This window comes from Dactylosporangium sp. NPDC051485 (genome assembly GCF_040682015.1).
Lineage (GTDB): Bacteria > Actinomycetota > Actinomycetes > Mycobacteriales > Micromonosporaceae > Dactylosporangium.
This window is the reverse complement of sequence record NZ_JBFAZW010000022.1, coordinates 1-13699: the sequence shown is the minus strand read 5'-3', so window position 1 is coordinate 13699 and position 13699 is coordinate 1. Positions and strand designations below refer to the sequence as shown.

Sequence of the window (13699 nt, the reverse complement as noted above, 5' to 3'; positions counted from 1 at the left end):
CGTACCGTTCCGGGGTGAACCGTGAGCTGGTCAGCCCGGTCCTGGTCGGGCGCCGTGCCGAACTGGGCCGGCTGCGTTCCCTGCTCGACCGGGCGGTCGCCGGGGAACCGGTGGTGGCGCTGGTGGCCGGCGAGGCGGGGGTGGGCAAGAGCCGCCTGGTCCAGGAGATCGTCCGGATCGCGACGGAGTCGGGGGCTCGGGTCCTGGCCGGCGGATGCGTGGAGCTCGGTGGGCAGGGTCTTCCGCTGGCGCCGCTGGTGGACATGCTGCGCACCGTCGTCCGGTCGACCCCGGCGGAAGAGCTGGAGCATTGCCTCGGTCCGGCCCGCAGCGAGTTCGCCCGGTTGCTGCCCGAGCTCGACCCGGACACCCGGGGCGGCGCCCCGCAGGAGGGGTCGCCGACCCAGTTGCTGGAGCACGTGCTGAGGCTGATCACCCGCCTCGTCGCGAACCGGCCGCTGCTGCTGGTCGTCGAGGACCTGCACTGGGCCGACCGCTCCACCCTGGACCTGCTGGTGTTTCTGGTCCAGACGCTACGCGAGCTCGACGTGCTGCTGGTGCTGACGTACCGCTCCGACGAGCTGCACCGCCGGCACCCACTGCGCCCGGTGGTCACCGCCTGGGAGCGGGTGCGCAGCGTCGAACGCATCGAGCTGGGCCGGTTCAGCCGGGCGGAGGTGGGCCAGCAGCTGCGGGCCATCCGCGACGCGACACCCACCGCCCAGTTCATCGATGTGGTCTTCGAACGCTCGCAGGGCAACGCCTTCCTGGTGGAGGAGCTCCTCGCCTCCGTCGACACCGGCGCTGACCCTGGCGATCTGCCGCCGTCGCTGCGCGACGTGCTGCTCGCGCGTACCGAGACGGTGTCCGACGCCGCGCAACGGATCCTGCGCACCGCCGCCGCGGCCGGGCCGTCGGTGCAGGAGCGGCTGCTGGAGGTCGTCGCCGGGATGGCCGAGTCGCAGCTGTACCCGGCGCTGCGCGAGGCCGTCGAGCACCACCTGCTGGTGGTCGACCAATCCGGGCATGGCTACGCCTTCCGGCACGCGCTGACCCGTGACGCCCTGTACGACGACATGCTGCCCGGCGAGCGGGTGCGGCTGCACGCGGGATACGGCGCGGCGCTGTCGGCCGATCCGGCGCTGCTCGGCGACGACGGCGCGGTCGCGGCGACGCTGGCCCATCACTGGTACGCCGCGCTGGACCTCCCTCGGGCACTGTCCGCGTCGGTGCAGGCCGGCCGGCAGGCCGTCGCCGCGTTCGCGCCGGCGGAGGCGCTACGCCACCTGGAACGGGCGTTGCAGATCTGGGCCCGCGTCCCGGACGCGGTCGAGCGCGCCGGTGTGGACTGGATCGCGCTGAACATCCTGGCCGCCGAGGCCGCGTTCAGCGCAGGCGAGCCGAACCGCGGCCTGTCCATTGTGGACCAGGTGCTGGCCGACGCGGAGTCGGTCACCGATCCGCTGCGCAGAGCCTCAGTGGTGGAGCGGCGGGCGTTCATGCTGCGCGGGCTGGGCCGCGACGAGGAGGCCGCACAGCAGCTTCGCGACGCGCTGGCGCTGCTGCCGCAGCAGCCGGTCACCCTGACCCACGCCGTGGTGCTGGCGTCGCTGGCCAACTCGCTCATGCGCATCGACGACATGGGTGGCGCCGCGGCGACTGCCCGACAGGCGGTCGCCGCGGCCGCCGAGTTCGGCGCCACCGCGCAGCAGGCCGATGCCCTCATCACCCTAGGCGGCGCCGTGACCTACCTCGGCGACGCGCCCGACGGGCTCACCGCGTTGCGTGAAGGTCTTGACCTGGCGGAACGCCACGACCTGCACGCCGTGAGCGCGCGGGGCTACACCAATCTCTCCGACGTCCTGGCGATGCTCGGCCGGCACGGCGAGGCCGTCCAGGTCGCCCGGACCGGCGTCGCGCTGGCCGGGCAGGTCGGACTGGCCCGATCGTGGGGCGCGATGATCACCGGAAACCTGGCCGAACCGCTGTTCCGCCTGGGCCGCTGGCGTGAGGCCCTCGACCTCATCACCGAGTCACTCGCCGACGATCCGACCGGCACGTTCGCCAGCACGCTGCTGTTGCAGCGGGCCGAGCTGCAGCTGTGGCAGGGCGACGCGCAGCGGGCCGAGCACGACGTCCGCGAAGCCCGGCGCCACTTCGGCGACGGCGTCGACGTGCAGTTCACGGCGCCGATGGTGTACATCGAGGCGGAACTGGCCCGCGGCCGGGGCGACCTGACCGCAGCTCGGCAACGCCTGCAGGCCGAGCTGCACGGGCCGATCACCGGCACGTACGTGCGCTACGCCTGGCCACTGCTCTGGCTCGGCATGCGGATCGAAGCCGACACCGCCGCCGGTACACCGGCGCCGGACGCTGCCATCATCGCGCGGCGCGATGCGCTCCAAGCCCTCGCCGCCACCGTCCAGGCGACCACCCTGCCCGCACGCGCGTATCGGACGCTGGTGGCCGCCGAAGCGGCTCGCCTGGACCACCACGACGAGATCGCCGCCTGGCAGGACGCGGTCGCCGCGACCCGTGCCGCCGATGAGGCACTCCTGCTGTGCTACAGCCTGTTCCGGCTCGCCGAGGCCCAGGCAACCGACCCGGCGACCGGCGCGGAAGCCGCGACCGCCACAGCGGCGCAGTGCCTTCGTCTCGCCGACGAACTGGCCAGCGTCACGGCCGACGACATCCGGACCCTGGCCCGGCACGCCCGGCTGCGGGTCGGACCGGCCACCTCCGGTCCGGCCGACGCGCCTCAGCCACGCCCGGACCTGCGGTTCCGGCTCACCGACCGCGAGCGCGAAGTCCTCGCCCTGGTCGCCGAGGGCCGCTCGAACGGACAGATCGCCACAGCGTTGTACATCAGCCCCAAGACGGCCAGCGTCCACGTGTCCAACATCCTGGCCAAACTCAACGTCTCCACCCGTACCGAGGCGGCCACCCACGCCCACCGCCTCGGTCTGCTGCCCGCACACTAAGGAAGAGCTGCCCCGATGGCACATCTCACCGCTCGACTCGAGCGCCGGGTCCAGGCAGACTTTCCACACCAAACCGATCTTGTCGCAGCGCGCCTGGAAGCGTTGGGACACACGATGTCCACCGCGTATTCGTTCGATCCTGACGGCAACGAGCGCTTCCTGGCCGCCGTCATCATCTTCGCCGAGGGCAACCTCCAGCGTCTCGACGGCGCCTGCGGGTGCCGACAATGTCGTCTGCCCTGGTCACGGCTCCCTGAGCAGGAGAACAGGATCTTGCCATGGCTGATGTTGCTGGCGTGCGTCCGATCGGTGGCGATGACTGGGCGATGATGCCAGGCTGTGCTGCTTCGACTGGCGTACCTCGGCGTGACCAACGCGCTCGCGCTGCTACGGCCGCTGCCGATGAGCGAGCGGGACAAGGACACCGAGATCCTGGTGCTCCGGCACCAGATCGCGGTCCTCGAGCGGCAGCTGGATGGTCAGAAGGTCCGGTTCACCGCGGCCGACCGGGCGTTTCTCGCCGCGCTGCTGCACCGGCTGCCCCGTAACGTGCTCCGAGGCATCCGGCTGCTGATCCGCCCGGAGACCGTGCTGCGCTGGCACCGCGACCTGATCACCCGCCGACACGCGATGATCCCCCTTTCCAAACGGGCCGGGCGACCGCCCACCGTCCGCTCCATTCGCGTCCTGGTGCTGCGGCTGGCCCGCGAGAACAGCACGTGGGGCTACCGGAGCATCCACGGCGAACTGCTCGTGCCGGGCATCAAGGTCGCCGCCTCGACCGTCTGGGAGATGCTCAAGGACGCCGGCATCGACCCGGCACCCGACAGGACATCGCAGACCTGGTCGGCGTTTCTGCGCTCCCAAGCCCAGGCCATCATCGCCGCGGACTTCTTCGAAACCTCCACCCTGACCGGCGCCAGACTCCATGTCCTGACCGTCATCGAGCACGCCACCCGCCGGGTGCGCATCCTCGGCGTCACCACCCACCCCAGCGCAGCGTGGGTGGCCCAGGCCGCCCGCAACCTCGCCATGGACATCGAAGACGCAGGATGCTCCGTGAAGTACCTTCTCCGTGATCGCGACGGCAAGTACCCGGCCCTGTTCGACGCCATCCTCGCCGACACCGGCATCACGGTCGTGCTCAGCGGCGTCCGAGTCCCGCGAATGAACTCGATCATGGAACGATGGATCCAGTCCTGCCGACATGAGCTGCTCGACCGCACGCTCATCTGGAACCAGGCGCACCTCCTGCACGCCCTGCGCGAATACGAACGCCACTTCAACGCGCATCGACCCCATCGCGGCATCTCCAACGCCAGGCCGCTGCGCCTGCTCCCGGATCCGATCACCGATCCGGCTACGGTCGAACAGATGGCCATCCGCCGAAACGACCGGCTGGGCGGCCTCCTCCACGAATACGAGCATGCCGCCTGAGCTGCCCGGATCAGGTTTCCGGCACCCACAACGTTCCCTGTTTTGCATCGGCCGAGAACCCACAGGCTCTGTAGAAGGCGTGGGTCGCAGGCTTGCGCGAGCCCGTCATCAGCATCGTCTTGTAGCAGCCCGCATCCCATGCGGCTTGGAATGTGCCGCGGCCATGACCTGCTTGCCCAGGCCTGCACCCCGCCACGATTTCTCGACGACATTGTCGATGATGGCGTAGAGTGACGCCGATCGAGTTATGATCGGTTACCGTGAATTCGGCAGGCCTCCTGTCCTTCTCGTGCTCCGGCCACTACGGCGATCACTTTAACGACGTTCGTCTCCGATGGGGATTCAGGAACGCCTGAGCGAGTTGATCGAGGTTCTACGCGTAACCAGACGCATGGCCTGCTCGCCAGGGGCGAAGACGAGACGGCCATGCCGGCTGAGATGATCGGTGAAGGACGAAACACCGCAACGAACCGGCAAGGTCGTGTCCAATCATGCGCCGTGCACACGGGTGACCGTCTCCCAAGCGGCCGGTGGCACGTTCGGGAGAAGAGCGTTCGTCATTTTGACTCTGCCAACTTCGTTCCACCGCGGCGTGTGCGTGGTCATGTCGCTCGTCGCATCAACTCCAGGCGCCCGCCGGTAGATAGGGCGGCCAGGATGGTGGCGAGCATCGGCGGTACGGCAACGACCAGCAGCAACGCGAGCCACGGCGTATGCCAGTTGGTCTCGACGTTGTAGGCGACGTAGCCGGCGGCCGGCCCGATCCCGGCGGCCAAGCCGAGCGGGGTGGCCAGACCGACGATCAGCGCGGCCTGGCCGGCCCGGATGCGCCGGCGGATGTTCGGCGTGGCCCCGACGGCGACCATGGTGGCCAGGTCGCCGCGCATCTCGGTGGCCGCGAGCCCGACAGCAACGGTGCTTGCGATCGCCGTGACGAGCGCGCTGACTGCGGCGAGGACGTAGAACATGGTGCTGGTCTCGCTGACCGACCTGTCGTGTGCTGCGATCACGTCCGGCACGATCGGCGCCGATGGGGCCTGGCTCGCGTGTAGCTGTGCCTGCAGCAGCAGCTGGGTCGCGGCCGCAAGCTCATTTGGACGTGGCGGTCGAACGGTGTCGACAACGATGGCGTTGACCGCGGTGGTGAGACCGATTCTGCGTGCGGTGTCCGGCGAGATGAGCAGGCCCGGGAGGTTTGTGAAGTAGGTCCCGGTGGCGGCGATGCTCGCCGGGAGCTCCTGTTCGGCACCCTTCTCGGAGGCCAGCGTCACCCGTCCGTCGCTGATCAGCGTGTCGTTGAACGCGACCGCGCCACCCGCCCGGAGCGCGTCCGACTCGGCGGGGGTAGCCGCGCGTCCGGTGACCAACTGGATGATCTCATCACCACCGACGGCAATGCCGCGCTGCTCCATGGCGGCCAGCGCGGCGCCATCGGCGGTGCCTTCGATGGGCCGGGCCGTTGGTATGAAGACTCGGCCGCCCGGCGAACCGGTCACGATCTCCAGCCTGATGAGGTTGCGGCTGGGCAGGGTCGACGCCAGGCGTCGCAGACCGTCCTCGCCCAGCAGGTCCGCCACCTCGGCCGGCAGCATCACCTGCCCTGGGCGAGCCTCCTGCCGCGAGGGCGTGATCTGCCCCCGCGCATCGCCGACGAGCGTTAACGCCACCGTTCCGGCGACCGCGGCGGTCACGGCGGCCACCGCCGACGCGGTGCGCAGGTAGTGCCGCGCCGCGTGTCGGGTTGCCAGCCGGGCGGTGAGCGGCAGCATGCGTGCGGCGTGGCCGCAGCCACGGCGCACGAGTGCCGGTATGACGGCCACTATTCCGGCGAGCTGCGCGACGCCGCCCGCCGCGATGAGCTCCGGCCGCCCGTCCGGATTCGCGGTATATCCCAGCATGGCCGTCCCGGCAGCCGCGCACAGCAACCCACCGACCAGCCAGCGCAGGTCGCCGGTGGAGCGGGACCGGCTCGTGCTGGTCTCGGACCGGACCGGACGATTCCCGGCGGTGCGCGCCGGAAGGTAGGCGGCGAGCAGGCCGATCACGACCACAAGCAGCGCGACCGCCGCGACCTGCGCGGGCGGGATCGAGGTATCGATCAGCGGGTGATCGGCGACCTCCTCGATCGCCCGGCCGGCCAGCGCGAACGTCAGCAGGCCGAGGACGACGCCGAGCACCGCGGCGGCAACGCCGAGGATCAAGCCAGCGGCGAGGACGACCCGGCCGGCCTGGCGCGACGTGGCACCCACCGCAGACATCATCAGCAGTTGTTGCCGCTGGCGTCTCGCGCCGATCATGAATGCCGCGCCGGCGAGGAGGACCACCTGAGCGCCGGCGAACGCCACGACGACCGTCGTAGCCGCGGCCTCGATCGCCCGCTGCCCGCTGTCGGGTTGCAGGGCCCTCCGGTCGACGTAGCTCAGCCCCGGCACGTCGGCGCCGGGCGGCGACCAGGACGCGGAGCCGCCGGGTAGATCGACAAGCAGCTGCCGGTGCGCGCCGGCCGACAGGGCAGCCTCCGCGGACACGATCAGCGCTGGGCGCCGCAACGACCTGCTCAGGTCGACAACACCCACGACGGTCAGCTGCCGCATCGGCATGCCGGCCTCGATCTGCTGGCCGACGTCGATGTGTAACTGCCGGGCTAGGGCCCTGGTCAGCGCCACCTCAGCCCTGCCCTGTGGCGCTCGACCGGCCCGCCGGACGTACCTACCCTCCGCGATCACGCCCGTGACGTCGACCGCCTCGTAGTCGTATACGCCCAAGCCCTGTGGGCTCCGCACGATGGTCCTGCCGTCCGCGACCGGCTCGGTTCGGCTGCCGGCCGGCAGCGACGCGGCCACGCTTGCCACGTCATCCGCGCCGACCAGCAAGTCGGCCCGGCCCAGTTGGAAGGTCGCCTGCTGCGCGGACGTGCCGCTGAGATTTCCCCACGAGACGACGAGGACGACGGCGGCATATGCGGGTACGAAGAGCATGAGCAGGATCAGGAGGTTACGCGTCTTGTTACGCCAGATCGAGCGACGGCCGATGCGCAGCGCGACACGCCACGAGCCACCGAACCCCGACCTGGGTCGTGCCGGCGCCGGCGTCGGACTCACGAGGAACCCCCGAGCAGGTGCTCGACCGGGACGCGTGGTCCGGTGGTGTCGGTGAGCCGGCCATCGCGCAGGAAGATGGTGCGGTCGGCCCAGCCCGCATACCGCGGCTCATGCGTGACGAGGACCCCGGCCGCGCCGGCGTCGACCCTGCCGCGCAGGACCTCGAGGACCGCCTCGCCGGTGCGGGAGTCCAGCGCGCCGGTCGGCTCGTCGGCCAACACCAGTCGTCGATCGCCGATCAGCGCTCGAGCGATGGCGACCCGCTGCTGCTGCCCCCCGGACATCTGGTCGGGGAAACGACGCGCCAGGTGACCGACACCGACCTCCGCGAGCGCGGCAAGCGCCTCCCGCCGGGCGGCACGGACGCTCAGGCCCGCCAGTTCGCGCGGCAGCGCGACGTTCTCGGCCGCGGTCAGGTCCGCGATGAGATTGAGATTTTGGAAGACGTAGCCGATCCGGTCGCGCCGCAACCGTGCCAACTCGGTCGCGGTCAGGCTGCCCAGCGCGACGTCCTCCACGGACACCACGCCCGATGTCGGCAGATCGAGGCCACCGGCGATCGCGAGCAGCGTCGACTTGCCGGAGCCGGACGGGCCCATGATGGCGACCAACTCGCCCGCGTGGACCTCGAAACTCACCTCGTCAAGCGCCCAGACGTCGTCATCGCCGGAGCGGAAGGTCCGACTCACATTCGCAAACCGCAGCACGATGTCGCTCACCGCGTGCCCCCGGCCGACGGCTGCTCGGCGGCCTCGACGGGCGCGCCCCACCCGCGATCCGCCGGGGCAGGCGCCGGCGAACCGGATGATGACCTGTGGCGCAATACCGTGGCCTCGATGTGGTCGAGCCAGCGAAGCTCGCTGTCCAGGGCGAACATCAGGTGATCGAGGAGCAGTATCCAGGCCAGCTCCTTCGCCGGATCAGCACGCCTGCGCAGATCGGTGTGGTCACGCATCTGCCGCATCGACTCAACCCGCTGGGCCTGGACAATCCCGGCCACGTCCGCTTGCGGCGTGGTCACGGCAATGGCCAGCTTGATCGCCAGTTCGCTGCGTGAACGGTCCGTGTTGGTCACCGGTGTGGCGAACCATTCGGCCAGCGCCGCCTGTCCTTGCTCGGTCATCGCGTACACCGTTCGGCCCTCGTCGTTCTGCCCTACCGAGTCGACGAGGCCGTCGCGGTGTAGCCGCTCCAGCGTCGTGTAGATCTGGCCGACGTTGAGCGCCCACATTCCCCCGGTCCGCGTATCGAGTTCGGTCCGCAGCTGGTAGCCGTACTTCGGACCATCACTGAACAGCGCCAGCAGTCCCCAATGCACCGCACCTCTCCGCATGGCGGCGAGCTTACCAAGTAACTAGTTACTTGGTAAGCTCGCCCCGGCATGCGGTCACTTGCGGGGGGCGACCAAAGATCGCTAGGGAACACGAAGCTCGTGGAGAGGGTCGCGTCGCGCTGCGATGAGTGCCGGCGGAAGCGCGGCGAGGAGCGCTGCGATGATGGCCGTGATCGAAACCGCAGCGATGAAGGTGAACGGCGGCGTGATGTTCCCGGTGGCGTTGAGCGTTATCACCGAGATTGTGATACCTGCCGCGACGCCCGTGACCGCAAGGATGCCGACCTGCGTAAGCAGGAGCGTGACGATAAGCATCCGGGTGGCACCGAGCGCGCGACGGCGACCGAAGTCCCGTCGCCGCATGGTGACCAATGCGAGCAGGTTGATGCTCGTCAGAGCGGCTGAGGTTGCCAGGATGCCTAGGATGGTGCCGCGTCCGTAGGTGTTGAGTTCGCCGTTGACCACGGCCCGTACCGCGGCGAGCTGAGCAGAGGTTTCAAGGTGGATCTTGGACTGGTCGGCGCCGGCGAGCAAGCCGTTCAGCAGGCGGGTTACCACGGCGACCTCGGCTGGGGACGTCGCAAGGACAACAAGCACTGTGACTGGAGGGGCATCGAGTGTGTCGCCGGTCCAGTCGACGGTTACAGGACGAACGACTAACGGTTCGAGGAATGCCAGATACGCCGGAACGCGCAGGCCGACGGTGACGGCGACGCCCTCCCCATCTTCGGTGAGCAGACCACCTTGGCCGTCGACCAGACCGAGATTCAAAGCTGCCAGCGGCGACGCGATCGCCGTCGGTGGCCGAGCCGGAGCGCCTGGCCCCACGCTGGAGTGCGGATCGGTGAGTCCAGTTACCGCGCCGTACAACGGCCGGATCGGGACGGCGGTGCCGTCGGGTATGCCTGCGTTGTGCGCGTCTGTGGGCGGCCCAAGCGCGGTTATCGCAGCAATGCCCCGCACCGTTTGCAACTGATCGATGATTTCGGTGCTGATCCCGGCAGATGCGTCGGCCCGGACAACGATGCTACGGGTGTCGAGGGCATCGATGTGGGCGATGACCGCTTGTTGTGCCGCCGCGGTGCGAGCGGAGGTGAGTAACACCGCCACGCACATCCCGGCGACAACGGCGACGGTGAGCAGGCTTGCTACGACCTGGCTTCGCGCACTGGCGTAGGCTTCGCGCAGCACGGCAGTTGCAGAGGAGGTGTTCACAACGAGACGTGTTGATCGCACGAGCTGGCGAGGTTCGGGTCGTGCGTGGCGATGATCACTGTGGCTCCCGTTGCAGCATGGCTGCGTAGAGCGGACACGACAAGCTGCGCCGTGGCGGGATCAAGGTTGCCGGTCGGTTCGTCCGCCAGGACCACAGCTGGGCCCGCGAGTAGCGCGCGGCACAGGGCGATTCGTTGTGCCTGACCACCGGAGATCTGACCGGGTTTGTGCGACGCACGCAACTGTACGTCGAATCGCTCGAGTAACGCGTGCGCCTGTGTGATCGCGTCCTTGCGGGACTGGCCGCGGTACAGGGCAGTTTCGACGATGTTGTCGAGTACCGTCCGGGTGGGATCGAGCGCAGCGTCTTGGAACACGAATCCGAAGTGCCGTGCTCGCAGGCGGGCGCGGCCGCTGTCGCTCAGGGTATTGACCGGTGTGCCGTCGTAGAGCACATAGCCACTGCTCGCTCGCAGCATCAGGCCGAGGATATAGAGCAGGGTCGACTTACCGGTTCCTGACCTGCCCGTCAGGGCCGTGACCGTTTCTCGGGGGAACTCCACGTGAAGGTTGTCGATGATGGGGTTGTCGACGACGTAGCTGAACTTCAGACCCGACGCGGCAAGGAGCGGTACTGCGGCACTAGTCATGGCTGCCCGGTTGAAGGTTGCCGGGGGCTCGGACGACGTCTCCGGCCGCGATCCCATCGACGACGGCGGAGCCGGAACCGTTCGCGACCACAGTGACCGGGCGAAACACCCCCGATTCGAGAACGACGCCTGTACGTCCGCTCGCATCGGTCACCAGCGCCACGGTGGGGACGACGACTCCTGAGGTGGGCGCTATGAGCCAGATGCGGCTCGGCAAGAGTGTCACCCCGTCTGTCTTGATGGATGCGCATTGGGAGGCGCAGATGGTGTCTGCTCCAGCAGCCGTGAGGTGGGCGGTCTTGGCTCCCTGGTCGCCGGAGGTGATGTCGGCCACCTTGGCCTGCCAGCGGCTGCCGACGCCATCGATGTCTACCGCCATACCAGCGTTGATGAGGCGGGCCTGGTTTTCTGGCAGATCGATGGTGAACTGCGGAGCGTCAGGAAGCACCTGGACGGCAGGTTCGCCCCCGGACAATCGGGTGCCGACGGTGACTTTCGCGTCGAGAGCGAGGCGGGCAGGAAGTTGCGGTACGAAGATGACATCCCCAAGCCGAACCACGCCGTCTGGCGTGAGCTTACGGCTTTTCTGCCAGGCGCGTACCGCGCCAGCGACGGCATCGTCGAACTTGCCGTCCGCGGTTCCGTTGGGATAGCCCATCTTGGTCAGCATCCGCTGCAACTGCGCCACGTCGGCACCCTCGTCGCCTTGGTGCAGCTCGCGGAAGGCGGGAACGCTGCCGGCTGCGACAACGGCCGGTCGTAGATCGACGGTGTACAGGGTCGACCCCGACTCGACCGCTGTTCCCGCCTTGAGCGTGATGGTCGTGATGATGCCTGACGCACCGTTGGCAAGTGTCGCGGTGGGGGACCAGCGGGCGGAGGCGTTCAGCCGAATCGCCTGCTCGACAGTCCCAGAACTCGCGGATACCAGCGTGTACGACGGGGAGTCGAGAACGGCCGGTGCAGGCCCGAGCAGGGTGCGGAGGGCCCAGCCTCCCGCCAGCCCGGCGACAGTGAGAACGGCGGCGCCGATGATCCACGTAAGGCGGAGACGCCGCCACACCCTAGACATACTCGGATGCCTCAGCTACGGCTGGGGACATGTGATGAACACTTTGTCGATCTCCGCCTTTGATCGGCCCGGACTGAAGACGTTCTCGTAAGGGTCCCACAGCGGATTGCCATTGCTGATCATCGACTCCACGGACTTCTGTTTGGTCGGCGGCTTCGGGACATCGTAGCCGAGCTTCTTGACGCACTCACCGGTAGCGACGAGCGCATCGTAGTGAGCCTCCGCTTGCGCTTGTGTCAGCGGAGGCGGGGTCTTGTCGAAGTCGAACTTCGCCTTGCAACTGTCAGTGTCACGGTTGAACTGGTCCTCCTGCGCGATCGGTATCCCTCCGGTGGGTTCCCAGCCGCCGTCAGGATCGATGGTGATCTGCCATCCCAACCCTCGCATACAGCTAGCCATTTTCTCGGCGCCAGCATAGATGCTGTTCTTGGCCGGGGTGGGCTGCGGCGTGGCTTGCCCGGTCTGCTTGTCGCTACACGCGGTCACCGCCACGGCCAGGGCCGCAACGGTGACCACTGCTACTGCACGCTTCGTGATCATCTCATCCTAATTGATGCAGGAGGCGCTCCAGCTGTCCATGGCGCCATCCGTTTGCACGGCCCAAGAGTCCACGGAGGACCAGCCCGAAGCATAGTAGTGGTCGTAGGAGACGCTGAGCTGGAGCCCCGTCCACGTCTTCTTCTTCAGTGTCCCGCCGAGGGTGTGATTGTGGTAGCCGTTGCCGTAGCCGCGGCTGAAGGTATTGACCAGGTAAGACCCGCCGCAGTTCTTCACCCCACCTGTGTGAATGTCAGCGAAGCTCGGCGTTGCCGCCAGTCCGATCAACCCCATCGACGCGACCGCGATCACTGCGCTGCGGCGAAGCGTTCCGCCCAGCCGATGGCCTTCCCGACGCCCTGTCGACTCGCCCACACGAACCGCCTTTCCATTGATATGCTGCCGGCCATCCACTGATCGGCGTGACCGCATCGAACCTCGTACAGGTCCAGCGAAATCGAGACAAGACCATCTGCTGGAGTTCCCGGCGGCGGATGGTTGCTACCCTGGCGGATTCCCTGGCAGGCGGGGCGGTTCACCAGCCGTCCGTGCTGATGCCCGAGGAGGCGGTGAAAGGCCATGCGCGCAAATCCTTCCGGCAGCTCGGCCGTGTACGCCGTACTGGGCCCACTGGCGCGTCTCCGTTCCCAGGTCTACTGCCCGCAGGAACGCACGAAAAAGGACGGGCCGCGATTATTGGCGCCAGGACGGCCGCCCCGTTTCGCGCGATGGTCAATCCGTATTTGAGTGACCACGCTAAGCTATCCAATGAATGTACCCATGTCAATGAGATCGGGATGGGGTAACTGTTCAGCTGGTTGTGGGCGTCCAGGTATGTCCATTGTGGGAGATCGGTGAGTGCTTCGAGGGCATTGATGCTGTGTTTGCGGGCGGTGGCCAGGTAGCTGCGGATGGCGCAGAAGGTTTCGGCGCCGGTCCAGGTGCGCAGGCCGCCGCTGATCTTCTGGCGGAGTTTGACCATGCGGATGTCGCGTTCGGCGAGGTTGTTGTCGAACGGCACGCGCAGGTCGTGGGCGAAGCGCAGCACGTCGGTGGCGAAGCCGCCGAGGCGGGCCAGGAGGTTGACCGCGGGTGAGCGGGCGCCGTGTCCTGGCGGTGTGGGGTTGGCGGCCTTCCCGGCGGTGATGATGTCGGTGTAGCGGTTGCGGTAGACGCCCAGCAGCCGTTGGCCGATGGCGTGCGCGCCGGCGGTTCGTGCCGAGCGGGCGATGTCGTTGATCTCGCACAACAGCCTGGTCATGTCAGCCGCCCAGGTCTGACCCGGATCCGCGGATAGGAATATAACACCGTGTGGCATAGATGAACGGATGCCTTGCCAGCAGGGATGATTGGGCTTGTCGAAGGACCAATCT

12 protein-coding genes are annotated in these 13699 nt (G+C 68.2%); 3 read left to right on the top strand and 9 right to left on the bottom strand.

The window, feature by feature from the left end:
• Window positions 1-14 precede the first annotated feature (14 nt).
• Genes AB0M46_RS15160 through AB0M46_RS15150 form a run of 3 tightly spaced genes read left to right on the top strand, consistent with a single transcriptional unit; the run spans window position 15 to window position 4418 of the window.
• The gene (locus AB0M46_RS15160) at window positions 15-2981 is read left to right on the top strand and encodes an AAA family ATPase (protein WP_363336216.1); all 2967 of its coding nucleotides are present in this window, start codon (window positions 15-17) and stop codon (window positions 2979-2981) included.
• Window positions 2982-2996: 15 nt separating this feature from the next.
• Window positions 2997-3311, top strand: coding sequence for a hypothetical protein (locus AB0M46_RS15155; protein WP_363336214.1), 315 nt, complete (start codon window positions 2997-2999; stop codon window positions 3309-3311).
• A 9-nt stretch (window positions 3312-3320) separates the two neighbouring features.
• Window positions 3321-4418 (top strand): integrase core domain-containing protein, encoded by a 1098-nt coding sequence (locus tag AB0M46_RS15150; protein ID WP_363336212.1) that lies wholly within the window; start codon window positions 3321-3323, stop codon window positions 4416-4418.
• 602 nt (window positions 4419-5020) lie between these two features.
• Here the strand turns inward: AB0M46_RS15150 and AB0M46_RS15145 are convergent.
• From AB0M46_RS15145 to AB0M46_RS15105, 9 genes are all read right to left on the bottom strand, one after another.
• Window positions 5021-7396, bottom strand: a complete 2376-nt coding sequence (locus tag AB0M46_RS15145; RefSeq protein WP_363336210.1) for an ABC transporter permease — start codon at window positions 7394-7396, stop codon at window positions 5021-5023.
• A 119-nt stretch (window positions 7397-7515) separates the two neighbouring features.
• On the bottom strand, window positions 7516-8238 hold the full coding sequence (locus AB0M46_RS15140) for an ABC transporter ATP-binding protein (RefSeq protein WP_363336208.1): 723 nt from the start codon (window positions 8236-8238) through the stop codon (window positions 7516-7518).
• The gene (locus AB0M46_RS15135) at window positions 8235-8852 is read right to left on the bottom strand and encodes a PadR family transcriptional regulator (protein ID WP_363336206.1); all 618 of its coding nucleotides are present in this window, start codon (window positions 8850-8852) and stop codon (window positions 8235-8237) included. The genes AB0M46_RS15140 and AB0M46_RS15135 overlap by 4 nt, the downstream gene beginning before the upstream one ends.
• Window positions 8853-8933: 81 nt before the next feature.
• Window positions 8934-10067, bottom strand: a complete 1134-nt coding sequence (locus tag AB0M46_RS15130) for an FtsX-like permease family protein (protein WP_363336204.1) — start codon at window positions 10065-10067, stop codon at window positions 8934-8936.
• Complete coding sequence (locus AB0M46_RS15125) at window positions 10064-10717, bottom strand: ABC transporter ATP-binding protein (RefSeq protein WP_363336202.1); 654 nt, start codon at window positions 10715-10717, stop codon at window positions 10064-10066. Before AB0M46_RS15125 ends, AB0M46_RS15130 begins: the two co-directional genes overlap by 4 nt.
• Complete coding sequence (locus AB0M46_RS15120) at window positions 10710-11780, bottom strand: peptidoglycan-binding domain-containing protein (protein ID WP_363336200.1); 1071 nt, start codon at window positions 11778-11780, stop codon at window positions 10710-10712. Before AB0M46_RS15120 ends, AB0M46_RS15125 begins: the two co-directional genes overlap by 8 nt.
• 24 nt (window positions 11781-11804) lie before the next feature.
• Entirely contained in the window at window positions 11805-12329 is a 525-nt protein-coding gene (locus AB0M46_RS15115; RefSeq protein ID WP_363336198.1) for a hypothetical protein, read from the bottom strand.
• 6 nt (window positions 12330-12335) lie between these two features.
• A complete protein-coding gene (locus AB0M46_RS15110) occupies window positions 12336-12701 on the bottom strand; it encodes a hypothetical protein (RefSeq protein ID WP_363336196.1) in 366 nt (121 codons plus the stop codon).
• A 160-nt stretch (window positions 12702-12861) separates the two neighbouring features.
• Window positions 12862-13587: a transposase gene (locus AB0M46_RS15105; RefSeq protein WP_363336195.1), complete on the bottom strand. Its 726-nt coding sequence runs from the start codon at window positions 13585-13587 to the stop codon at window positions 12862-12864.
• Window positions 13588-13699: the final 112 nt, after the last annotated feature.